Genomic DNA, 25,157 nt, shown 5'->3' with positions numbered 1-25,157 from the left:
TTTTGTAGATTTTTTTAAAAAGTTGATTTTTATTAAAACATGTTTTTAAAAACGTATCAAAAATTATATTCATGATTTATAAAATTATAAAAGGATATTTCGTCATGGTTCGTTATTTTCGTCGTCGTAAATTTTGTAGATTTACTGCTGATGGAATTCAAGAAATAGATTATAAAGACATTTCTATATTAAAAAATTATATTTCAGAAAGTGGGAAAATAGTTCCTAGCAGGATAACAGGAACTAAAGCAAAATATCAACGTCAATTAGCTCGCGCTATAAAACGTGCCCGTTACCTTGCATTAATACCATATACAGATCAACATCAATAATATAAATTCATAAGGTTATTTCATTCATGCAAATTGTTCTCCTTACTAAATTAGAAAATTTAGGTAATTTAGGCGATGTAATACATGTTAAATCAGGTTATGCACGTAACTTTTTAGTACCTCGTGGTAAAGCAATACCAGCTACTCCACAAAATATTGCATTAGCTTTGAGAAAAAAAGATGAAATGAAACAAAAATTATTAGATAAATTATCCTTGGCTCAGATTCGTGCTAAAAAAGTTCAGTTGGTGTCACAACCAATTATTATATATTCAAAGTCTAGAAAAGAAGGCAAGTTATTTGGTTCTATAGGGTCTCGTGATATTTCTGAATTATTATCTAAGTTAAGTGGAATAGAAGTAAAAAAACGAGAAATTTATCTTTCAAATGGAGTTTTTCGAAAATTAGGACAGTATGATGTTTTTTTTAAACCTCATTATGATGTTTCAATAGCGATTGCGATTAATATTTTATCTAAAGAAGAGTAATTTTTGTATAAAGATAACTAATTGATATTACAATGAGTAATTTAATTGGAATAAAAGTTTTAAGTCAATTTTGTTATTTAAAATTTAAAGTAATATAGATTTTTAGAAGTTATGAAAAAAATCTATTTAAAATAGATAGTTTTTAATAAGGATCTGTAAATATATTATATAAAAATTATGTCTGAATCTAAAAATATAACTGAAATATTAATTTAAAATTTTTAAACTATAATGAGTAATAGGTTAATTATTTAAAATTGTGAACTTATTTTATTTTGTTTGATATTAGCATAGATTTATTTTATTTTCTCAATGTTTTATTAAAAATAACATAGTTTTTATTAATTTATAGTATAAATAACGTTTTAGTTATAGTTTTAAATATAGTTATGTTATTCGTTTAAACTATATAAATTTGCAGAAATAATAATAACACAACGGTATAAAAGTTTATTCTTTTAAAACTGATTTGAATTTAACATTATATGTATTTTAACATACGTTGATTAAAAAATTTATAAAAAGTGACAGTATTAACAAATGAAAATTAATATTAAAATTTTGGATTCTCGTATAAACAATGAATTTTCTGTTCCGAATTATGCTACTACAGGATCTTCAGGTTTAGATTTAAGGGCTTGTATTACGTATAAAAAAGACGTGTTACCGAATACTACCGTTTTGTTACCCACTGGTATCGCTATACACATAGATAATTCACATGTTTCTGCTTTAATTTTACCTAGATCTGGATTAGGACATAAAAATGGAATTGTTTTAGGGAACTTGACAGGATTAATAGATTCTGATTATCAAGGTCAAATTATGGTGTCGATTTGGAACAGAAGTACTAAACGATTTACGATAACTGCTGGCATGAGGATAGCTCAAATAGTTTTTATTCCTATTATTAAGCCTATTTTTAATTTTGTAAAAGATTTCAGTATCAGTAATAGTAACAGAAAAGAACAAGGATTTGGTCATTCAGGATTAGATTAATGTAATTTATAAAAATATGTTTAAAAAATAGAAAGTTTGTAATTATATTTTAATCATGTGTTTTACAAGATGTTTGTTCTATATATTCTAAGTAGTGATATAAATGTTTATTATTTTTTATATAATTAATGATATCTTTTATGTTGATTATAGAAGTTATTTTAAAATTATATTTATGTTCTATATTTATTAGATTTACATTTTTATAAATTCGTCTATCTAAAGCGACTACAATATTTGATATAAGATTTTTATAATTTTCATATGATTCGATGATTTTTATTGTGTTTTGTATAGATGATCCAGATGTAATGACATCATCTAATATAAGAATATTTTGAGTCAAATGATTTCCGACGAACATCCCTTTTTCTCCATGATTTTTAATTTCTTTCCTATTAAAACAATATTTTACATTAATATTAAAATATTTTTTTAATGCTATAGTAGTTGATATAGCAATAGGTATTCCTTTATATGCAATTCCGAATAATAAATTGTAATTAATGTTATTTTGCACTATAGCTTTAGCATAAAAAAATCCAAGTTTTTCAAGATCATGACCTGTATTAAATAAACTGAAATTAAAAAAAAATGAACTTTCTCTTCCTGATTTTAGCTTAAATTTACCAAATTGTAATATTTTTTTTTCAAAGCAAAATTGAATAAATTTCTGGTTCCAATTACTCATTGTATATTTCCGAAATTTAAAAATTCTCTTTAATAGGATTTATTTTTTGGCCCCTGCTGGATTTGAACCAGCGACCAAGCGATTATGAGTCGCCTGCTCTTACCACTGAGCTAAGGGGCCGCCTATATATTTTACAATGTAATATTTTATGTAATATATGAAACTTTATTTATGGTATATTGTAAACAAATTTTTCAATAAAATATATAATAATTGTAATTATACATGTGTTTTATTTAAAAATATATATTTTTTTAAATTTTAACTTATTGACAATATAAAATTTTTTTGTTAAGATTTTATCTTTCCTCTGTAGTTCAGTTGGTAGAACGGCGGACTGTTAATCCGTATGTCACTGGTTCGAATCCAGTCAGGGGAGATAGTATTTTAATTATTTAAATTTTATAGTTCTTAATGTTTTAATAGTATGTAGTAAAATATATGAATATCTAAGAAGTATAAAATTAATCATTTATTTTTTTATATAAGTTTTAAATATTTGAAATAGATTTAAATCCAGTTAATATATAACTTATGAATACTGTTTTAAATTTAAATAGTTCAAGTTTTTTATTTTATGATTATGAAACTTTTGGAATTCATCCAGCTTTAGATAAACCTGCACAGTTTGCATGTATTCGTACTGATATCAATTTTAACATAATTGATACTCCTAATGAGTTTTTTTGTTATCCTCCTATTGATTATTTTCCTGATCCCAATGCTATTCTAATTACTGGAATTTCTCCTTTTTATACGCGTAAATATGGATCTAACGAATTTGAGTTTGCAAGTAAAATTTGTAATCAATTCATGCAACCAAATACTTGTATTATTGGATATAATAATATACATTTTGATGATGAAATTACCAGGAATGTTTTTTATCGTAATTTCATTGATCCTTATGAATGGAGTTGGAAGAACGGAAATTCTAGATGGGATATTTTGGATGTATTGCGTGCGTGTTATGCGTTGCGTCCTGAAGGAATTAATTGGCCTAGCGGTGTACATAATTATTATCCTAGTTTCAAGTTATCAGATATATCAAAGTCCAATGGAATTATTCATGATAAGGCGCACAGTGCTATTAGTGACGTTTTTGCCACTCTACAAATTACGAAATTGTTAAAAAAAATACAACCAAAATTATTCGATTATTTTTTTAAATATCGTAAAAAAAAAGAATTATTGAAGATAATTGATATTTATAATATTAAACCTATGATATATATATCTCGATTTTTTGGATCGTTGCGAAATAATATTAGTTATATCGCTCCAATTTTATGGGATCCCAATAATTCAAACGTATTAATTAGTATTGATTTGGCTAAAGATATTGAGAGTCTCCTTATATATCTTTCAGATGTTACTATTAAAGCTATAAATTATAATTATATTTTTCAGAAAGGCATTGTGTTAATACATGTTAATCGTTGTCCGATATTAGCTCCTATTAATGTGATTGGTATTGAAGACAGATTGCGTTTGAACATAAATTATGAAGTATGTAAAAAAAATTTATTTTTAATACGTAGTAGTGTTTTTTTAAAAAACAAATTAAAAATTATTAATCATAAAGTTCCACAATTACATTTGGAAAACGTTGATTTACAGATGTATAACGCCTTTTTTGGGAATTTAGAAAAAAAATTAATAAAAATTATACATGCATTACTCACAAAACGTTCTTTAAATAGGAGGACATTGCCTATTTTAAGTAGTAGAATTAGACTATTATTATTGCGTTGTATAGCTCGTAATTATCCTCATATTTTGAACGCGAGAGAAAAGTTGTTGTGGAAAAAACATTGTAATGTAGTTGTAAATTCTAAAAGTATATATAAATATGTTAAAAAAATTTTAAATTTGTTAGAGTTAAATAAAAATGATTCTAAAAAAGTGTCTTTATTAAAAGATTTATTGGAATACGTACATATCATTAAACGAGATATCAGAAATATCTAGTATGATAAATATTTAATATTATATAAATATTTAATATCTAAATTGCAGTGTTTTATATATATTTTAATAGTTAAATCGGTGTTATAAATTCAGTTCTGTAAACTTTGTGAAGTTATATTTATTAAATAATCGTAATAAACGTATATTATTTTTAATATCTTTTGAAAAAAAAGCAATATTTTTATTTGTGATAATGCTATTTTTTAAAATTTTGCAGAGTTTTTTTGGTATTACAATATTAGAATCAATTACTTTAGTTTTTTTTAAAAATAAACTTTTAATTTCATGTTTTAAAAAATAAAAATGCGTACATCCTAGTATAATCGTATCTGGAATTTGTGGTGAGATTAACCATGGTTTTAGTATGTTTTTTATGTTTTTTATCTCTAAAAAATTATATTTTAATTTTTTTTCTGCCATGACTACTAATTCTGGGTTGTGTAGTGTTTTTATAGTGATGTTAGGATAGAATGATAAAATTTTGTTTTGAATGTTACAATGATGAATAGTAGTTTTAGTTGCTAGCAATCCAATAATTTTATTTTTTGTTACTTTAACGGATTTTTCTATGTCTGGAATAATTCCAATGATAGGAAAAGGAAAATGATTTTGTAATGTTAATAAACTAGTAATACTAGCTGTATTGCATGCAAGTATTACTGCAGTAATATCTACATTATTGGATATAATATTGATTATTTTAAAACATCGTTTTATAATGAATAGTTCTTTTTTTTCTCCATATGGAAATTCATTATTATCGCATGCATAAACATAATTTACATTTGGAAAGCGATGTTTTATTTTTTTGTATATAGATAACCCACCTAGACCTGAATCAAATATTAAAACATTACATTTCATACTTTTTTTAAAGTTTACTTTGTGGTCCATAATTTTATTATAATATTTTGAATAGTTTTTTAAATTATTTATTAGTTACAAAGATTTTTTATATGTTTCATTCGTGATTTTTCTTATTTTTATCACATATATTTGTATTATTGAAAAGAAAATCGATCATGCTGTGTTCTAACATTTGTCGATGTTCTTTGTTGATCATGCTTAATTTTTTTTCATTAATTATTTTTGTTTGTTGAGATGTCCATTGTTTCCATGCTAATTTTGATATTTTTTTATAAATTTTTTTTCCAAGTTTACCTGGATATGGTTGCGCATCTAAACCAATATCAAATTTTTTTAAGAAGTGACAAAATATATTTCTATTCATGTTGATTAAATTCCTTGAAATTAAGTATGAAGGCATGAAAAATTGTTTTAAATAATTTTATTATTGGTGATGGTAAGCCTATTGTATTTTCTTGACTATACATATTGAACCAAATTTCATTTTTAGATGGATCAGTATAGAACATTTTTTTTATCTGAATGCGTATTGGGATACAAAAAAATTGAAGGTGTGAAAATTTATGCAAAAAAGATTTAAACATTTCTTGTTGAACGAGTTTAATTTTTTTTTCTTTTATCCATATTAAAATTTCTGTTTGGTTGTAAAATATTGGAAAACAATATAGTCCTTTCCATATTCCTGTTAATGTATTTTTTTTTAAAAATATGAAATTTTGATATTGAATAATTAAAAAATATACATTTTTTTGGTTTATAATAATTTTTTTTTGTACATATGGATATGTAGACCAGTCATTTTTTATAAATGATGTACATGTTTTTTTTAACGGACATATATTACATTTTGGTTTAGATTTTATGCAAATTAAAGCACCTATGTCTATTATAGCCTGATTGAATTGTTTTGTATTATATATTGGTGTTATTGATTCTATTTTTTTCCATAATTTTTTTTCAGTTATCGTTTTTGTTTTTTCTCTTATACTAAAATGTCTTAATAAAATTCTTTTTACGTTTCCATCTAGAATACAGGCATGAAAATTAAATCCGAATGATAAAATGGCACCTGCTGTAGTTCGTCCAATTCCTGGTAGTTTAATGATATTGGAGAAATGATTTGGAAATTGTCCATGATATTTTTTTTCAATAATTTGAGCTGTATAATAAATGTTATGAGCTCTATTGTAATACCCCAATCCACTCCATATGTTAAGTATATTATTAATAGAGGTATTTGCTAAAATTTTAATATTTGGAAAATGTTTAATAAATTTTTTGTAATAAGGAATTACAGTTTTAACTTGTGTTTGTTGTAACATTACTTCTGATATCCAAGTATGGTAAGGATTTGCATTTTTTTTCCAAGGTAAATTTTTTCGTCCATATTGATGGTACCAATTAAGTACTAATTGTGAGAATAAAATGCATAGATTCATGAGATATCCATATAGTTTTATATTAAGTTTGCTTATTTTCACGTTTTTAATGAAATAGCATGAATATAAAATTAAATACTATACGTTATACATGCGAATTAGTATATTATCAAAACACATGAATAAAATTTTTTAATATTATAATAATGCGAAATGTTATTACATTACAATATAGCAAAAATGGTACTTTTTTACGTAAAACACATAGTTTTGTATCTAGAAATAGAAAATTAAGTCGTAATAAGCATGATGTTTTTAATAAATTCTGGCCAAAATTTGGAATAAATTTTCAGTCATCTTATATAAATGCAAATAATTTTTTTACTATAAATAATCCAATAGTGTTAGAAATTGGATTTGGAAAGGGTCTTTCACTTTGTAGAACTGCGTTGAACTGTTCATCTAAAAATTTTTTAGGAGTTGAAGTTTATCTACCTGGTATTATTTCGTGTTTAAAATATATTCATTTGTATGATTTAAAAAATATTAGAATTATTTATTATGACGCGGTGGAAGTATTACACAACATGATTCACGATAAAAGTATATTTAAAATTCAAATTTTTTTCCCAGATCCATGGTTAAAAAGGCGTCATCGAAAAAGAAGAATGTTTACCAGATCTTTTGCGCAATTAGTATTGAAAAAATTAGTTCCTAATGGTGGAATATTGCATATATCTACTGATTGCCAATCATATGCAGAGGAAATAATGTCTATAGTTTGTAGTATAGATGAATATATTAATTTATCTAAATATAACAACTATATTGTTAAACCTGATTCCCGCCCTGTTACTTACTTTGAAAAAAGAGGGAAAAACTTAGGTAATACTATATTTGATTTAATGTTTATTGTTCGATAGGTCGAAATTTGTCTTTTAGAGAAATATGTTTTAAACATTAATTATACTGTTTTATCAATGCGTTTTTTAATTTTATTTTTTAAAATTCAATTATGTTTTTAAAATTAAATTGTATATCAGACGAATATAATTTAGATATACTCAAGTACGTTGTAGCATGGTATTCTTTAGTAGCAGTAATTTTTATGTATATTCGTTTTATTTTTAACATTATATGTATTTTAATTTTGTTTGTTATAAGTACTTATAAGCGTATGTATTTATTTTAAAGTAGATTGTTAATAAATATAAATATCTGCATAAACATAAATATAAATTTATACTTGCATTAAAATAAAAACGTTTTTAAAACAATTATTGTAGCAAAACGTTTAAAATATGTATTATTAGATTTTTTAAATTTGTAATTTTTATAAATAGCCATTCCCGGAATATTTATTGAAATGATATAAATATACATCGAAATTAGAGTTAACATTTTATTGATATATAATTAATTGTATCACTTTATAATATATGAAAATAATAACTTTATTATGAAATATTAAAATATATAATTTTTTAAAAAAATTATATTAATTGAAAATATATGATCCTATTCTTATCAAAGTACTACCTGAAATTATAGCTGCTTTTATATCGTGACTTGTTCCTAATGATATAGTATCTACAGAAGAACACATATCTTTCATTATAGAAAAATATAATTGTACATGTTTATATGATTTTATTTGATCTTCATAATGAAGAAATTTATTAGGCATTCCCATGATACCGCGTAAATTTAAATTTTTTAATAGTAGAATTTTTTTTATTAAATTTTTAAAATTATTTATATTAATTCGTGATGTAATAAAATTATTTCTAATGTCTATTTGTATCAGAATATTTAATTTTGGAACAATATTTAAACGATATTTATTTAATGCTTTAGCTATTTTTTCATTTTTTATAGTATGACACCAAGAAAAATTATTAGATATTGTACGTGTTTTGTTAGATTGAATATGTCCGATAAAATGCCAATGAATATTTTTAAATTCACGAGTCTTTAATAAACTTTCTTGTACGTAATTTTCTCCAAATTCGTATTGTTTACATTGAACAACTTCCTTTATTTCTTGAATAGATCTTGATTTACTTACTGTTAGTATTTTTATATTGTTTGAATTAATACAATATTTATTACTTATAGAAGTAATTTTTTCGCGTATATATTTTAAATTTTTTTTTATTTGTGACATAAATGTTATTATGTTATGAAACTAGTGTTAAATATATTATTTTAATAATAAATAAAATATTATATATTAATTGTCTTATCAAATGTTTTAATAAATATGTATAAAATGATTATATACAATAATTTATTGGTATAAGATCTTATATAATAACATTATTTATTAAAAATTTAAATATATTAAGAATTTTTGTATATTTCATACGTAGTATTTTAAAGTAAATTTTATTTTAAATACTGATTTATTATTGCTTTCTAATTTTAAAAAATGTTTTTCTGTAAGGAAGTGTCACTATATATGAAAAAAAGATATAAAATTGCTATTTTACCTGGTGATGGTATTGGACCTGAAATAATGCAAGAAGGGTATAAAATTTTACGAATACTCAAAAAAAATTTTGATATAAATATTCAAACACATGAATATGACATTGGTGGTATTGCAATAGACAGACATGGTGTTGCGCTTCCTAAAAATACGCTAGATGGATGTGAAAACTCTGATGCAATTTTGTTTGGCTCTGTTGGTGGCCCGAAGTGGAATAATTTGCCGCCTAATTTACAACCAGAAAGGAGTGCTTTGTTACCTCTTAGAAAACACTTTAATTTATTTGCAAATTTAAGACCAGCTCAATTATATCCTGGATTAGAAGTAATGTCTCCTCTTCGTTCTGAAATAGCTGTAAAGGGATTTAATATTTTATGTGTTCGTGAATTAATAGGAGGTATTTATTTTGGTCGTCCAAAGGGTACTAAATATAGTAATTTAAAAAAATATTCTTTCGATACTGAAATATATTATCAATTTGAAATTGAAAGGATTGCTCATGTTGCGTTTAAATTAGCTTTAACGAGAAAGTGTCATCTGACTTCTATTGATAAAGCTAATGTGTTAGAAACTTCTATATTATGGAGAAATACAGTTAATAGTGTATCTTTAGAGTATCCTACAGTAAAATTATCTCATTTGTATGTAGATAATGCTGCTATGCAAATAATTAATAATCCTGATCAATTTGATGTAATTTTATGTTCTAATTTGTTTGGTGATATACTTTCAGATGAATGCGCGATGATTACCGGTTCTATAGGTTTGTTACCCTCTGCTAGTTTAAATGAAAAAAAATTTGGTTTATATGAACCGGCTGGTGGTTCGGCGCCTGATATTCAAGGAAAAAACATAGCTAATCCTATTGCATTAATTCTTTCATTAAGTATGTTAGTTAGATATAGTTTTCAACTAGATTTGATAGCAGACATTATTGATAAAGTAGTGTATGAAGCTTTAAGTTTGGGTTATCGAACAAAAGATATATCGGATGGTAATAACAGTTTTACTAGTACTAGTGAGATGGGTGACGTTATTTCTCAATTATTATCTCATAGAAGAATACAATGAAAAAAACACTTTACCAAAAGTTATATGATTCGCATATAGTTTGCGAAGAAGAGGGGCAATCCCCGATTTTATATATAGATTTGCATTTAATACATGAAGTTACTTCTCCTCAGGCATTTCATGAAATGCGCTTGAAAAATAGAGTATTGAGACAACCTAAAAAAACGTTTGCTACTATGGATCATAATGTTCCTACTATTAGTAGAGATATAAATTGCGCTACCGATTTAGCCAGAAAACAGATGAATACATTAATAAATAATTGCCGTAAGTTTAATGTTAAGTTATTTGGTTTAAATCATGTTAATCAAGGTATTATTCATGTTGTGGGTCCTGAGCAAGGTATGACTTTGCCTGGTATGACTATAGTATGTGGTGATTCTCATACGTCTACGCATGGAGCTTTTGGTACGTTATCTTTTGGTATTGGTACATCTGAAGTAGAACACGTTTTTTCGACACAAACGTTAAAACAAAATCGTTATAGAAATATGAATATAGAAATTAATGGTAAAATTAGTGATTTTATAACAGCAAAAGATATAATTTTATTTGTAATTAAAATATTAGGCGTATCTGGTGGAACTGGATATGTGATAGAGTTTTCTGGTAATTTAATTTCTCGTTTAAGTATGGAAAGTAGAATGACTATATGTAATATGGTTATTGAAATGGGCGCAAAATCGGGAATGATTGCTCCAGATCAAGTTACTTTTCAATATTTAGAGAAATGTAAATATTCTCCAAAAGGAGAAAATTGGAAAAATGCGTTATTGTACTGGAGTTCTTTAAAATCTGATTTAGGAGCAATATTTGATAAAAAAATAATTTTGGACGTTTCTACTATTGCTCCACAAATTACTTGGGGTACAAATCCTAGTCAAGTTATTGCTATTGATGAAAAAATTCCGTATTTGAATTCGTACAGTGACTTTCTTGAAAGAGATAGTGCAGAGAAATCATTGCATTATATGGGATTAGAACCAGGAATGCGTTTAACAGATATATCTGTTGATAAGGTTTTTATCGGATCATGTACCAATTCTAGAATAGAAGATTTACGTGATGTAGCTAAAATTATCAAAAATAAACGTGTTTTTGGTTCTGTTCATGCTATTATTGTTCCAGGCTCTGGAATGGTAAAAAGACAAGCAGAACAAGAAGGATTGGATAAAATTTTTATTAAATCAGGATTTGAGTGGCGTTATCCAGGATGTTCAATGTGTTTAGCTATGAATGGAGATTATTTAAATAATAAAGAACGTTGCGCTTCAACAAGTAATAGAAATTTTGAAGGACGTCAAGGAAGAGGTGGAAGAACTCATTTGGTTAGTCCTATGATGGCTGCTGCAGCAGCAATTTTTGGCCATTTTGTGGATATTAGAAAGTTGTAGCCTTAACACTTTAAAGAAAATATTTTTTAGGAAGTTAATATGTCTAAATTTGTTTCTCATGTTGGAACAGCAATTCCTTTAGATATGTCTAATGTAGATACTGATGCGATTATTCCAAAACAATTTTTGCAAAAGGTTACTAAATCAGGTTTTGGCAAGCATTTGTTTAATGACTGGAGATATTTAGATGACTGTGATTGCACATTAAATAAAAATTTTGTTTTAAATAGTCCTCTTTACCGTAATTCTACTATATTATTGTCACGAGAAAATTTTGGATGTGGTTCATCAAGGGAGCATGCTGTTTGGGCTTTGTTAGATTACGGATTTAAAGTAATTTTAGCGTCTAGTTTTGCTGATATCTTTTATAGTAATAGTATTAAGAATGGTTTGTTACCTGTAGCGTTGTCTAAAAAAATTATAAACGAATTATTCAAAATAATATTAAAAGATCCTAATACGCGTATAGTTATTGACTTACTAAATAATAAAGTATTAGTAAATGATCAACATTATAGTTTTGAAATCGATTCTGTTTATAAATATTGTATGTTACACGGATTAGATGATATAGATTTGACTATGAAATGTATTAAAAAAATAGAACGTTATGAGCATAATATTCCTAGATTTTTTACATCTTTTTAATTCATTGCATTGACGAAATACTTTTATGCATTAATATTATATGATTTATTTATACTTACTTTTATTATTTGTATTTTAAATGTATATCAGATAATTGAATTTTATTAATTTTATTTATATATTAACTTTTAATCATAATTAAACTATCATGTTATTGATTTCGTTAGCAATGATATTTAGTTTTTGATGACTATTTTAAATAGTTTTGGTTTATTATAGTGCGTATTATGTATACTGGAATTTATTTATTAAAACGATTGTTAAAAATAATAACAATTATTTTTAAAAATAAATCTTAATAGTTATTACTAAGAATTTAGTATGAATTATTATGCATGATATAAAAATACGATTTTTTGTAAACAATTACAAATAGTGATATTTTGTATTTTTATAAATAGTTAAATAAAATATTATATAATGTATTTCATTTTTTAGGAAAATAAATGACTCAACAATTAATCATCTTTGATACAACGTTACGCGATGGTGAACAGTCTTTGAAATCTAGCTTGAGTGTTGAACAAAAGTTAAAAATAGCTTTTGCTTTAGAGAAATTAGGTGTTGATATAATGGAAGTAGGATTCCCAGTTTCATCACCTAATGATTTTAAATCTACTTGTATTATATCTAAAAGTATTAAAAATTCTAAAATTTGTAGTTTAGCAAGATGTGTGTATAAAGATATAGATGTAGCCGCTGAAGCAATGAAAAGTTCTGATTCATTTCGAATTCATATATTTCTTGGTACATCTAATTTGCATGTAAAATCTAAATTACGGAAGACGTTTGACGAAATTATAAACATGGCAGTATGTTCTATCAAAAGAGCTCGTAAGTATACAGATGATGTTGAGTTTTCTTGCGAAGATGCGAGTAGGACTAATTTAGACGATTTATGTCGTATTGTAGAAGTAGCAATTAAATCTGGTGCTACAACTATTAATATTCCAGATACAGTAGGATATACTATTCCTAGTCAATTTCAAAAAATTATTGCTTCTTTATATTCTAGGGTTCCTAACATTGATAAAGTTATTGTATCTGTTCATTGTCATAATGATTTGGGAATGGCTGTTGCTAATTCAATTTCTGCTATACAAGTAGGAGCGAGGCAAATAGAAGGAACAATTAATGGAATAGGAGAACGTTCTGGAAATGCTGCTTTAGAAGAAGTAATTATGGCTATTCAAACTAGAACAGATATTTTTTCGTTTCGCACTAATATTAAGTGTAATGAAATCTATAATACTAGTAAGATAGTAAGTAAAATATGCAATGTTTCTATTCCTGAAAATAAAGCAATAGTAGGAAGCAATGCTTTTTCGCATTCATCTGGAATTCATCAAGATGGAGTATTAAAGAATAAAAAAAATTATGAAATAATGATTCCGGAAACTATTGGTTTGAAGCCAATTGAATTAAATTTAACTTCTCGGTCAGGTCGAGCCGCGGTCAAACATTATATGTCTAATATGGGATATAAAGACAATGATGATTATGATTTAAATAGTTTATATAATGATTTTTTAAAACTCGCTGATAAAAAAGGACAAGTGTTTGATTATGATTTGGAAATATTAGCTTTTTTTAAGTTGACAGGTAAATCATTTGAATATTTTCAGTTAAAAGACTTTAGTATAAAATTAGGCTTAAATGGAATATCTGATGTTTCAATTATTTTGATGTGTGGAATGAAAGTATATACTAAAAGTATAATAACTAAAAATGGGCCAATATATGCAATATATCAAACATTACAAGAGATAACTACTTTTAATGTTAAAATAAAAAAGTTTTATTTACTAGAAAAAGATAGTATTTTTAATACTATTGGAAAAATAAATGTTGAAGCACAATATGAATGTCGTATGTTTTATGGGACAGGTTCATCTATTAATCTTCTTGAATCGTTTATATTAGCTATGATTGATATATTAAATAATATTTGGCGCGTTAAACAAATTCGCATAAAATTTAATAAATCTTTACAAGTTTAATAGTGATATTTGAAAATTGTTATCTATATTATTGAGTATGGATGTAAAAATTGATGTAATTTTTACGTTCATATATAAATTAGTAACATTACAATGTTTTAAATAGTTAGTTTTAATATAAATTTTTTACATTAATTTTTTTTATATAAAATTTTAAAATATTTTCATTATTTGATAACCAGCTTTCTAAAATAATTGCAGCAGAGGTAGAGTCAATTTTTTTCTGTTCAAAATGTTTGAATCCATTCATTTCAAATAATATAGTTTTTGCTTCTATGGTTGTTAATCTTTCATCATGCAAGTGAACAGGTATTTTGAAATGCGAGAATAATTGTTTTGCAAATTGTTCTGATTTTTTTGTTATGTCTTGTTTTGTTCCATCCATATTTAATGGTAATCCAATAACTATAAGGCATGGTTTCCATTCACGAAATAATGTGTTAAATTTTGTTAAATCTATTTTTTTATTTTTTACTTTTATAGAAGGTAAAATTTGTGCGGTTTTTGTTATATTTTGCCCTACTGCTACTCCAATTCTTTTAGTTCCGAAATCAAATGCTATAATAATCATTATCATGTGTGTCCAAAATCTGTAGTTAATTTTAATATCTATTATTTTTACATTATGTTTTGATTGAATTTATTTTCAAGATAAAAGGGATATTAAATAAAACCTTGGTGCTTTCAATGTTAGTGGTTAATGTCTATTAATAGTTAGTGTATTGTCTAATTGGTTTTTTATATGTAGTAATGTTATTAATATATTTTTTTGATATTATTATGATAAGTTGTATGTTTTAAAGCATTTCGATAGAATGTGATACAATCATCTTTTGATACCGCGATAGCAGAAATGTATTTTTTAAAAGGGCATAAAACAAAAGTATAGTTTGTAGATGTTGGATTCCAATTATTGTAGGTTGTATATAAATAGTTACAATGTTTTTGCGAAATAGTATATTAATTTTAGTTTATTTAGAATGTTTAAATATTTTGTTAGTTTTTAATTATAATTTTCATTTTTCTGTTATTAGTATGTTTGTACATATATGGTATATTTTTTAGAAATAAACTTTTAGAGTAATAATTTTTGAAAATATTGATAATTTTAAACATTCTTAGCAATTAAATGTTGTTCTATGGAATTTAGTATGGTTTTACTAATAGATATTTTACATTTAAATTCGATTTCTTGTATGCAAGTTGGACTAGTAATATTAATTTCTGTTAATTTATTTCCAATAACATCAATTCCTACAAAGTATAATCCTTTGTTTTTTAGAACTGGAGCTATGTTATTAGCTATATTCCAATCGCATGAAGTTAGTTTTTGAACTTTTCCTAACCCTCCTACAGCTAAATTACCTCTATTTTCGTTTGTTTTAGGAATTCTAGCTAAACACCATGGAAATGGTTTTCCATCAATAATTAATATTCTTTTATCTCCATATTTTATATCTGGTATATAAATTTGTGATATACATAATTTTTTACCATAATTAGTCATAGTTTCAATGATAACCATTGTATTAGGGTCATTTTTTTTTATTCTAAAAATAGATAAACCACCCATGCCATTTAATGGTTTAATTATAATGTCTTTGTATTTATTTACGAAATTGTAGATTTGAGAGATATTGCTGGTTACTAAAGTATGAGGAATAAATTCAGGAAACCACATGGTAGATAACTTTTCGTTAAAGTCTCGTAAACTTCTAGGTTTATTAATTACTAAAACACCTTCACTTTCAGCTTGTTCGAGTATATAAGTGACATACATATATTGCTCATCGACAGGAGGGTCTTTTCGCATTAAAATGACGTCTAAATCTAATAATGAAATATTTTTTGATTCTTTAAAAAAAAACCATTTTTTTTTATTTTTTTTTAGTAATAATAATTTAGCTTTCGAGAAAGGTTTATTATTTTTTAGATATAAATCTAATACTTCCATGTAATATATCGAATATTTTCTTTTTTGTGCTTCTAATAATATGGAAAAACTAGAATCTTTTTTTATATTAATAGAAAAAATAGGATCCATTATAATTCCTAATTTTATTTTCATATTTATTTTTATCGTATTTTATTTTGGTTTAAATATGTTACATAAATTCATTTTTGCACGTATATGTTTTAAAATCAATTATTTATATGTTAATAAATTTTTTAAATGAAATATGAGTAAATAATATTAGATGTTATTAATGGATATAGATATTTTTTAATTAGATCTCTTTTTTCAGTATAATTTTAGTTCAATTATAATTGAATATGTTTAATAAATTTTATTGTAGTTTGTTGGAAGTTATTAAGAAATAGTATTTAAATTAAACTTTTTAATTCCAAGAAATATGTATGATTTGATATTATTTTGATTGCAAAAAATAATTTATAATTAATTATGATCTATTGATAAAGGATCAATATGTTAATATTTTAAAACATATACATTAATTTTCTAATGAATTCGAAAATATCTTAATATTGTTTGTGTTAATGGCATAAAATTGTAACTTATGTTTTTACAATAAAACATGGACATTTTATTCTTCATGATATGTAGATCCAGAATAATTGTCAAATCGTGACCAATGACCGTTGAATGTTAGCTTAATTGTTCCTATTGGTCCGTTTCTTTGTTTTCCTATAATTATTTCAGCGATGCCTTTTAGATCTGTGTTTTTATAATATAATTCATCTCGATATATGAACATGATTAGATCTGCGTCTTGTTCTAAAGATCCAGATTCGCGTAAGTCAGAATTAATTGGTCGTTTATCTCCTCTTTGTTCTAATAACCGGTTTAGTTGCGATAATGCTATTATTGGTACTTGTAGTTCTTTTGCTAGCGCTTTTAATGTTCTAGAAACTTCAGCTATTTCTAGTGTTCTGTTTCCTATAAGCGATGGAACTTTCATTAATTGCAAATAATCAACCATAATCAAACTTAATCCGTTGTTTTCTCGATAAATTTGACGTGATCTTGATCGCATTTCAGTAGGAGTAAGAGTTGATGAGTCGTCAATATACATATTTTTTTTCTTTAACAAGATATTTATAGTACTAGAAATTCGAGACCAATCTTCATCATTTAATTGTCCTGTTCGTATTTTTTCTTGGTTGACTCGAGATAAAGAAGATAATATTCTCATCATTATTTGTTCTCCCGACATTTCTAAACTAAAAATTAAAACAGGTTTTTCATAAGTCATCGCGATATTTTCACAAATATTCATAGCAAACGTTGTTTTTCCCATTGAAGGACGGGCTGCTATAATAATTAAGTTAGATGGTTGTAGTCCTGACGTTTTTTTATTGAGATCTTGATATCCCGTATTAATTCCTGTAATTCCTTGATTCGATGTATTAAATAATGTTTCTATATTTTGTAGGGTGGAATCTAATATTTGCTCTATATTTTTAGGTCCAGTATTTTTTTTTAAACGATTTTCTGCGATGTTAAATATTTTTGATTCAGCTATATTTAAAAGTTCTTCACTAGTTCTTCCTTTTAGGTTATATCCAATATGAATTATTTTATGTGCAGATTTAATTATTTCACGGATAATAGCATGATCACGAACTATTTTAGCATATGTTAAGATGTTAGCAGTGCTAGGAATATTTTTAGATAATTCTGCTAAATAAGAAAATCTTCCTATGTTTTCTAGTTCGCCTTTATTTTCTAGAGATTCTGATAAGGTAATTAAGTCGATAGGATATCCGTGATCTAGCAACCATTGCATTTCTCGGAAAATTAATCTGTGAGAGGAACTAAAAAAATCATATTCTGTGATTATTTCTATTACGCATTCCCATTTCTGATTATCTAGCATTAATCCCCCTAAGATGGATTGTTCAGCTTCTAGAGAATGGGGAGGTGCGATGTGTTTTTTAATTTTATTATGTAGTATTTGTTTTTCTGACATTTTTAATATAACACCAAAATTCTATTGTGATGATTTTAAATGGTATCTTTATTTTGAGATAAGATGTTAAATTGTGATTGTTCTAATTATTATATTAAATATTTTGATATTTAAAAAAAGGTTTTATGATAATGATAAATTTTAATAGTACAATAAATAAGAATGTATGCGAATGTTTTCTTATGAAACTAAAGTAAGATTGTGTTTATTGGTATTTCTGTTATGAATGGAATTTAACGTTTGGGAAGTATGTGTATTCTCAATCTCTTTGTTATATGTTGCGTAAATTTTAAAGCGCTTTAATTAGAACAATAAAAATAATGGTCTACACGATGAAATTATGGTTAATTAATATTTTTACACGTAATATATATTTAATGCAAAGGACGTATATTTTGTTTGATTGTTTAAGTTTATTTAAGAATATATAACATATTATTTTATACCTTCTTATTATAAGTTCATTAATGCGTATTGAAATAATTAATGTATATATTAATTTTGATATGTATAATAATATACCTATTAAATTAATTATGTAAAGTTCATAGGAATGAATTAGTATAATTTAGTGCAAGTATAATTTCAAATATATAAGTTTTTATAGTGTTATATTATAGAGGTATAAACAACTTTTTCATAAAAAATATAGTGATTTTTCGTACGTACGTTATTTTATTGACACTCATGTAGTGGATCATAATAAATACGTTATAATTTTTTGCATTTTAATAAATATATATTAAAAAAATCATTCTTTTATTGGGATAGGATATAAATATTATTGGAACTAATCGTTTATATTTTGTTTAAAAAATTTTTTTAATTAATGATATACTTATAATTTATGAGTTTAACATTAGTCATTTTTAGGTAATTGTTTGTTTTGATGTTATATATTTTGTATAAAAAATTTATTAGAGCGAGATAAGTATTATGGCTAGTAGAGGTATAAACAAAGTTATTCTAATTGGATATTTAGGACAAAATCCAGAAGTAAGGTATATGCAAAATGGAGGAGCTGTTACTAATGTTACATTAGCTACATCTGAGCATTGGAAGGATAAAAATACTGGAGAAGTAAAAGAAAAAACAGAATGGCACAGAATTGTTTTTTTTAATAAGTTAGCAGAAATTGCAGGAGAATATTTAAAAAAAGGATCTCAAGTGTATATTGAAGGATCATTACAAACTAGAAAATGGCAAGATCAAAATGGAATAGATCGTTATATTACAGAAATCATTGTGAGTGTTGGTGGAACTATGCAAATGTTAGGTAGTCGTAATATTGATAATCAATCGTCTTCTTTAGGATTTGCAAAAAGTAATACTCGTGAATTGGAAAAACAAATGTTAAATGATAATAAAAAGAATGATGATTCTAAAAAAATTTTAGACAATGATTCTAGTAGTTTAGACTTTGATGATGAAGATATTCCTTTTTAAATATGTATTTTTTAATTTATGTTTGAATATGTAATTTTTAATTTGAATGGCTTTCATTTTTTTTGATACTTTATAAAAGTATTTCATATTAATGATAGAAGGTTTATTTTTTAAAAAAATTATTTTAAAATATGTAAATTCTGAGAAAATTTTAGTATTATAGAACAAAATTTATATTTATTAGAAATAAATGGAGCGTGAGCACATTGATTCATTATTTTATATTGACTGTTAGGTAATTGTTGATCTAATATTACAGCTATTTCTTTTGGAACTAGCGTATCTAAAGATCCGTATATTTTAAGAATAGGAATATTTAATTTAGTTATTTCTTTTCTTAAATCTGATGAATATAATAGTTCTAATCCTTTTTTTAGTGTTGACATAGCAGGTTGTGGTTGAGATAATACAAGATTTTTTAATATATTTATTTCTTGATTAAGACATTTTGAGTTAATATTTTGTATTTTAATAAAATTTGAAATGGTTTCTTTGTAGTTTTCAGTTAATTGATAATAAAATTTTAATAGCTGATATTTAGATATTCCTGGCCAATTTGGACGCTTGATAAAACATGGTGAAGAAGTAACGTGAATTAGTCCTATAATTTTTTTTGGATAATACAATGCAATTTTGCTAGTAATTAGACCTCCCATGGACCATCCCAATAATATAGAATTATTTGGTATGTGTTTTTCTAGCAATTTGGCTGTATCTTTTAAGTTTGTAAATTTTAGCTTATGGTTTTTTCCAAATCCTGGCAAATCTACTAAATGAATTTTAAAGTTTTTATGTAATTCAGAGAATAGCATGTTCCAAATTTTGGAATTAAATCCCCATCCATGTATCAAAACTAAATGTATTTTTCCGGTACCTATTTTATTCCAATGAAGTTCATGCATAGGTTCAAATATTTCCTATATTTGGTTTTTTAACATAAATGTATATTATAAGAAATTATAGTAATGTTATAACTAATGTAATTGGTATTATAAAATATAATTAATTTTAATCATATATAAACAAAATTATTGTTTTTATTTAATTTTTTTAAATTAAATTGTATTTATTATTGAAATATAATTATGTTATATATGCGAAATTTATGTAATGTTATATGTATTATCTAAACGTAATAAATGTATTATTGAAAACTGTTTTTTAAATTAAATGATTGAGTCCATTTTATGATTAATATTTCCAAATTAGCTCAAGATCACTTTTTAAGTTTGCTGTCTAAACAAAAAGGCGACACTAATATTAGAGTTTTTGTAAACAATCCTGGAACTCCTATTGCAAAATGCGGAGTATCTTTTTGTTATCTCGAGGATGTCACTAAACAAGATATAAAGTTTAAATATGACAATTTTAAATTATATATTGATAAATTAAGTTTACCGTATTTAAAAAAAGCAGTAATTGATATTACAATAGAAAATTGTAATTCTCAATTAACTTTGATAGCTCCTTATGCTAAAAAATGTCTTTTAAATAAAGATATTTTTTTAAAACATAAAGTAGAATCGTTTTTAAATTTAAAAATTAATCCTCAGTTACTTGCTCATGGAGGAAAAGTAAGTTTAATAAATATTACTCAATCAGGGTATGTTACTATTAATTTTTTAGGTGGTTGCAATGGATGTTCCATGGTGCAGTATACTTTAAAAAAAGGTATAGAACGTCAGTTATTAATTGCGTTTCCTGAACTAAAAGGAGTATATGATGCTACTAAACATCAAAAAGGTGGGCATTCATATTATTAATATGATAATGTCTTAAGGATTTTTAATAATTTTTTATAGTAGATGATTTTATTTTTTTTTTGTTTTAACTATTTATATGTTTTTATTTGAAGGTTATTGTTTTTATTTAGATTTATTAATCCTATTGATAGACTTACAGCGCTAACAATGTATTTAAGAAAAATTTTTACTATTCTATTGGTTAGATATAATTTATTGTTTTAAATAGTTGAAGGCTTTTAAAATAAAATTGTGTTAATTCAATAGCGCGTTTTATTATGTATCAGATTGCAATTTAAGTAATAAAATTTGAGAATTAATAATAATTTTCCAAATTTTTTAAATTTTTTTAGTATACTAATTATATTTTTAAATGTTATTTAAAATTTTTCAATGTTACAAACAGGAGAATTAAAAGATATGATAAGTAATAGAATTTATTAATAGAAAATAATGTGATTTTAGGTATTTGAAAACTTAAAATATTTAATTGCTTTTTTAATATATATATTAAATGCAACAAGATAGTTGTATGATAATTTTATTCATAGATAATATTTTTTGTAATATAAAATTTTATGTATTCTATAACTTTTACAACATTATATTAATTATAAAAACATATGTATGATAGTAAAATTTTAATAGTTATGGTTAGTTTATAGTGTAATTTTTTAAAAAAAGTATACATATTTGATTGTATTTGTAATGGTTTATTTGACGATTTTTATAAAGTTATTTTATATATGGTGATTTCATGAAATGAGTGTTATAAATAAAAATAAATGCGCATGTTCTTTTATAAATAAATATCAAGATAAAAATCTTGCAAAATATGTACAAGTTATTTTAATATAGATCATTTTTGTGTTGTTTGAATAGTAAATGAACAGCTGAATGTAAGAAATGATTTATTTTGTAACGAATAAGCATTTTATGTAATCTTAATGATATTGATATTTTTTAGTTAGTAGACTAAGGTAAGTTAAAGCACAAAAGCAATCGATTTTAAAAAATGTATTTATTTTAAAAATTTATATAAACTTCATTATTTTATTGCTTTTAAACTTATTAGATAGTATTAACTGTATTAAGTGTTTAATATGTGTATAACATTTTGTATATGTCAAATAGGATTTTATATGTCATATGTGTTTAAAACACTTTATTAGCATATATGAAATTTATAACATTTGAATTAATATTAATTTGGAAATTATATGAAACGCGCATTTATTATAGTTTTAGATTCTTTTGGAATTGGTTCAACGAGTGATGCGCATAAATTTAATGATGTAGGTGCTAATACGTTTGGAAATATAGTAAAATTTTGTTATTTAGGTAAAGCTAATATTGGTAGAGTTGGACCTCTGAATATACCTAATTTAGTATCTCTTGGATTATTACGTGCCGCTAATAAATCTATAGGAAAAGAATTATTTGGAATAAAAGATAGTAAAATACTTTTAGGAAGTTATGCTTATTCTAGTGAAATTTCATCAGGAAAAGATACATCTTCTGGTCATTGGGAAATAGCTGGAGTACCAGTTCTATATGATTGGGATTGTTTTAGTAATGTGAAAAATAGTTTTCCGAAAAATATATTGGATAAAATTGTTAATACATGTAATTTATCTGGATTTTTAGGTAACTGTCATTCTTCTGGAATTTCTATATTAGATGATTTTGGTGAAAAACATATAAATACTAAACAACCTATTTTTTATACTTCTATCGATTCAGTATTTCAGGTTGCTTGCCATGAAATAGTTTTTGGTTTAGATAAATTGTATGAACTTTGTCATGCTATTCGAAAAATATTAGATGAAGCAAAAATAAATGTTGGACGAGTAATTGCTAGGCCATTCATTGGTAATAAAAGTGGTCATTTTCAACGTACAGGAAATCGACGAGATTTTTCAGTTAAACCTCATGATGCAACCATTATGCAAAAGTTAATTAGTGAAAAATCCGGAAAAGTAATTTCAATAGGTAAAATCTCAGATATTTATGCAGGAGAGGGAATTACAAAACAAGTACATGCAACAGGTTTGTTAGAGCTATTTAATGCTACTATATATGAAATAAAAAAATCTACTCATAATACTATTGTTTTTGTTAATTTTGTAGATTTCGATTCTTCATGGGGGCACAGGCGTGATGTTTCTGGTTATGCTAAAGGATTAGAGTGGTTGGATAGTCGTTTACCTAAATTATTAAGTTTAATAAAAAAGGATGATATTTTAATTATTACTGCTGATCATGGATGTGATCCTACATGGATAGGAACTGATCATACAAGAGAAAATATACCTATATTAATTTATTGGCCCAATATTAAACCAAGGTATTTGGGTCATCGTAAAACGTTTTCAGATATCGCTCAAACATTAGCAAAATATTTTGATTTGTCTCCAATGAAGTTTGGAAAAGAAATGTTTTATAAATGATAATGATTTTTATTTTTTTATAATTTTAATTTTAAAAATAGGTAATGCATTATGGCAACCTCTCATATTAACGCTAAAAAGAATGATTTTTCTGATTTTGTACTTATGCCTGGTGATCCTATTAGAGCAAGGTATATTGCAAAAAATTATTTAAATCATGCTATAGAAGTAACTAATGTTCGTTCTATGTTAGGATTTACTGGAGACTATAAAGGAAAGCGAATTTCTATAATGAGTCATGGAATTGGCATGCCTTCATGTTTAATTTATGTATACGAATTGATTACAGAATATAATGTAAAAAAAATCATTCGTATTGGCACTTGTGGTACTGTTTGTGAAGATATAAATCTTAACGATATTATTATTTGCTTAGGCGCTTCTACTGATTCTAAAATAAACAGATTACGATTTAGAAACAATGATTTTGCAGCTGTTGCAGATTTTGATTTAGTTTGCAATTTAGTATTCGCTTCTAAAGATTTAGGAATGCCAGTAAATGTAGGAAATTTCTTTACGACAGATTTATTTTATCATAATAATGACGACGTTTTACAATCTATTAAACAATTTAACATTATTGGTATAGAGATGGAAACGGCTGGATTATATAGTATTTCTGCAGAATTAGGAATCAAATCTGCATCTATTTGTACAGTTTCTGATCATATCATAAAAAATAGTAGAATTAGTTCGCAAGACAGAGAATCTAGTTTAGATAAAATGATTAAAATTGCTTTGAATTCTAGCTTATTGAGTTAGAATTAATTAATGTTATGTGAACAAGGTTTCTTTAAAAATGATATATGGTTGTTTTAATTTAGTTTATTTATTAGTTGATGTTAATAAAGTCATTATGGTGAGAAAGGGATTCGAACCCTTGATACGTTTTTCGTATACATGCTTTCCAAGCATGCTCCTTAAGCCTCTCGGACATCTCACCGTGTATTAAAGTGTTTTATTTTTAAAAAATTATAAGTCAATGTAATTATAAATTTATTTTTGGTATATAGCAAACATTAAAAAAAGTATTTTGAATTAATTTTATATTAGAGAACTTCTATTATTAATATTTATTATAAATTTTATAACTTTTATAAAGTAATTTTTCACGTATGACTGTTAAAAATATAAGTAATAGTATTTTAATATAAAATAAAATAGAAGAATAGATATTTACCAATTTAATTTCTGTATAGAGAATTTTACATGATATATAACACACATGTATTGAAAAAATTTAATATTTTTTATAA

At 24.7% G+C, this 25,157-nt stretch carries 22 protein-coding genes and 3 tRNA genes; 14 read left to right on the top strand and 11 right to left on the bottom strand.

Annotated elements, in window-relative coordinates; translation table 11 throughout:
- Positions 1–104 precede the first annotated feature (104 nt).
- The 3 genes from rpsR (at position 105) to dut (ending at position 1,819) form a co-directional block, all read left to right on the top strand.
- Positions 105–332 carry a 30S ribosomal protein S18 gene (rpsR, locus tag U0T55_02600; protein XBC42788.1) on the top strand — a complete coding sequence of 76 codons (228 nt, stop codon included), beginning with the start codon at positions 105–107 and terminating at the stop codon, positions 330–332.
- A 26-nt stretch (positions 333–358) separates the two neighbouring features.
- Positions 359–820 (top strand): 50S ribosomal protein L9, encoded by a 462-nt coding sequence (gene rplI, locus U0T55_02595; GenBank protein ID XBC42787.1) that lies wholly within the window; start codon positions 359–361, stop codon positions 818–820.
- Between the two features lie 540 nt (positions 821–1,360).
- Positions 1,361–1,819 (top strand): dUTP diphosphatase, encoded by a 459-nt coding sequence (gene dut / locus U0T55_02590; protein XBC42786.1) that lies wholly within the window; start codon positions 1,361–1,363, stop codon positions 1,817–1,819.
- A gap of 49 nt (positions 1,820–1,868) precedes the next feature.
- On the opposite strand, the gene pyrE is transcribed toward dut, so the two are convergent.
- Together pyrE and U0T55_02580 are read right to left on the bottom strand one after the other, a co-directional pair.
- Complete coding sequence (gene pyrE / locus U0T55_02585; protein XBC42785.1) at positions 1,869–2,510, bottom strand: orotate phosphoribosyltransferase; 642 nt, start codon at positions 2,508–2,510, stop codon at positions 1,869–1,871.
- Positions 2,511–2,557: 47 nt separating this feature from the next.
- Positions 2,558–2,630 (bottom strand) — tRNA-Ile (locus U0T55_02580).
- A gap of 186 nt (positions 2,631–2,816) precedes the next feature.
- On the opposite strand from U0T55_02580, the gene U0T55_02575 reads away from it, so the two are divergent.
- Together U0T55_02575 and sbcB are read left to right on the top strand one after the other, a co-directional pair.
- A tRNA-Asn gene (locus U0T55_02575) sits at positions 2,817–2,889 on the top strand.
- Between the two features lie 155 nt (positions 2,890–3,044).
- Positions 3,045–4,481: an exodeoxyribonuclease I gene (gene sbcB / locus U0T55_02570; GenBank protein XBC42784.1), complete on the top strand. Its 1,437-nt coding sequence runs from the start codon at positions 3,045–3,047 to the stop codon at positions 4,479–4,481.
- 81 nt (positions 4,482–4,562) lie between these two features.
- On the opposite strand, the gene murI is transcribed toward sbcB, so the two are convergent.
- The 3 genes from murI to mutY form a co-directional block, all read right to left on the bottom strand.
- Positions 4,563–5,375, bottom strand: coding sequence for a glutamate racemase (murI, locus tag U0T55_02565; protein ID XBC42783.1), 813 nt, complete (start codon positions 5,373–5,375; stop codon positions 4,563–4,565).
- A 67-nt stretch (positions 5,376–5,442) separates the two neighbouring features.
- Positions 5,443–5,712, bottom strand: a complete 270-nt coding sequence (locus U0T55_02560) for an oxidative damage protection protein (protein XBC42782.1) — start codon at positions 5,710–5,712, stop codon at positions 5,443–5,445.
- The gene (mutY, locus tag U0T55_02555) at positions 5,705–6,787 is read right to left on the bottom strand and encodes an A/G-specific adenine glycosylase (GenBank protein XBC42781.1); all 1,083 of its coding nucleotides are present in this window, start codon (positions 6,785–6,787) and stop codon (positions 5,705–5,707) included. Before mutY ends, U0T55_02560 begins: the two co-directional genes overlap by 8 nt.
- Positions 6,788–6,933: 146 nt before the next feature.
- Between mutY and trmB the strand changes: the two genes are divergently transcribed.
- Entirely contained in the window at positions 6,934–7,650 is a 717-nt protein-coding gene (gene trmB / locus U0T55_02550) for a tRNA (guanosine(46)-N7)-methyltransferase TrmB (protein ID XBC42780.1), read from the top strand.
- A 575-nt stretch (positions 7,651–8,225) separates the two neighbouring features.
- On the opposite strand, the gene U0T55_02545 is transcribed toward trmB, so the two are convergent.
- Positions 8,226–8,894 (bottom strand): YggS family pyridoxal phosphate-dependent enzyme, encoded by a 669-nt coding sequence (locus U0T55_02545; GenBank protein ID XBC42779.1) that lies wholly within the window; start codon positions 8,892–8,894, stop codon positions 8,226–8,228.
- Between the two features lie 294 nt (positions 8,895–9,188).
- Here U0T55_02545 and leuB point away from each other — a divergent pair, with 294 nt between their 5' ends.
- The 4 genes from leuB to leuA all read left to right on the top strand — a co-directional run bounded on the left by leuB (position 9,189) and on the right by leuA (position 14,331).
- Positions 9,189–10,289 carry a 3-isopropylmalate dehydrogenase gene (gene leuB / locus U0T55_02540; protein XBC42778.1) on the top strand — a complete coding sequence of 367 codons (1,101 nt, stop codon included), beginning with the start codon at positions 9,189–9,191 and terminating at the stop codon, positions 10,287–10,289.
- Positions 10,286–11,683, top strand: a complete 1,398-nt coding sequence (leuC, locus tag U0T55_02535; protein ID XBC42777.1) for a 3-isopropylmalate dehydratase large subunit — start codon at positions 10,286–10,288, stop codon at positions 11,681–11,683. Before leuB ends, leuC begins: the two co-directional genes overlap by 4 nt.
- Before the next feature lie 39 nt (positions 11,684–11,722).
- Positions 11,723–12,331 carry a 3-isopropylmalate dehydratase small subunit gene (leuD, locus tag U0T55_02530; GenBank protein XBC42776.1) on the top strand — a complete coding sequence of 203 codons (609 nt, stop codon included), beginning with the start codon at positions 11,723–11,725 and terminating at the stop codon, positions 12,329–12,331.
- Positions 12,332–12,777: 446 nt separating this feature from the next.
- A complete protein-coding gene (gene leuA, locus U0T55_02525; GenBank protein XBC42775.1) occupies positions 12,778–14,331 on the top strand; it encodes a 2-isopropylmalate synthase in 1,554 nt (517 codons plus the stop codon).
- Between the two features lie 112 nt (positions 14,332–14,443).
- Here the strand turns inward: leuA and ruvX are convergent, their stop codons facing one another.
- From ruvX to dnaB, 3 genes are all read right to left on the bottom strand, one after another.
- Entirely contained in the window at positions 14,444–14,902 is a 459-nt protein-coding gene (gene ruvX, locus U0T55_02520) for a Holliday junction resolvase RuvX (GenBank protein XBC43081.1), read from the bottom strand.
- Between the two features lie 537 nt (positions 14,903–15,439).
- A complete protein-coding gene (gene gshB / locus U0T55_02515; GenBank protein XBC43080.1) occupies positions 15,440–16,411 on the bottom strand; it encodes a glutathione synthase in 972 nt (323 codons plus the stop codon).
- Positions 16,412–16,877: 466 nt separating this feature from the next.
- The gene (gene dnaB, locus U0T55_02510) at positions 16,878–18,263 is read right to left on the bottom strand and encodes a replicative DNA helicase (GenBank protein ID XBC42774.1); all 1,386 of its coding nucleotides are present in this window, start codon (positions 18,261–18,263) and stop codon (positions 16,878–16,880) included.
- A 936-nt stretch (positions 18,264–19,199) separates the two neighbouring features.
- Here dnaB and ssb point away from each other — a divergent pair.
- Positions 19,200–19,709 carry a single-stranded DNA-binding protein gene (ssb, locus tag U0T55_02505; protein XBC42773.1) on the top strand — a complete coding sequence of 170 codons (510 nt, stop codon included), beginning with the start codon at positions 19,200–19,202 and terminating at the stop codon, positions 19,707–19,709.
- Between the two features lie 119 nt (positions 19,710–19,828).
- Here the strand turns inward: ssb and bioH are convergent, their stop codons facing one another.
- The gene (bioH, locus tag U0T55_02500; GenBank protein XBC42772.1) at positions 19,829–20,611 is read right to left on the bottom strand and encodes a pimeloyl-ACP methyl ester esterase BioH; all 783 of its coding nucleotides are present in this window, start codon (positions 20,609–20,611) and stop codon (positions 19,829–19,831) included.
- Positions 20,612–20,896: 285 nt separating this feature from the next.
- Between bioH and U0T55_02495 the strand changes: the two genes are divergently transcribed.
- From U0T55_02495 to deoD, 3 genes are all read left to right on the top strand, one after another.
- A complete protein-coding gene (locus tag U0T55_02495) occupies positions 20,897–21,472 on the top strand; it encodes an NfuA family Fe-S biogenesis protein (GenBank protein XBC42771.1) in 576 nt (191 codons plus the stop codon).
- 1,199 nt (positions 21,473–22,671) lie between these two features.
- Positions 22,672–23,901 carry a phosphopentomutase gene (locus tag U0T55_02490; protein XBC42770.1) on the top strand — a complete coding sequence of 410 codons (1,230 nt, stop codon included), beginning with the start codon at positions 22,672–22,674 and terminating at the stop codon, positions 23,899–23,901.
- A 51-nt stretch (positions 23,902–23,952) separates the two neighbouring features.
- Entirely contained in the window at positions 23,953–24,663 is a 711-nt protein-coding gene (gene deoD / locus U0T55_02485; GenBank protein XBC42769.1) for a purine-nucleoside phosphorylase, read from the top strand.
- A gap of 95 nt (positions 24,664–24,758) precedes the next feature.
- Here the strand turns inward: deoD and U0T55_02480 are convergent.
- Positions 24,759–24,844 (bottom strand) — tRNA-Ser (locus tag U0T55_02480).
- Between the last annotated feature and the right edge of the window lie 313 nt (positions 24,845–25,157).

This window comes from Buchnera aphidicola (Kaburagia rhusicola ensigallis), assembly GCA_039830025.1.
Lineage (GTDB): Bacteria > Pseudomonadota > Gammaproteobacteria > Enterobacterales > Enterobacteriaceae > Buchnera_B > Buchnera_B aphidicola_AW.
Note: the sequence above shows the minus strand (reverse complement) of the source record. Positions and strands in the feature narration are given on the sequence as shown.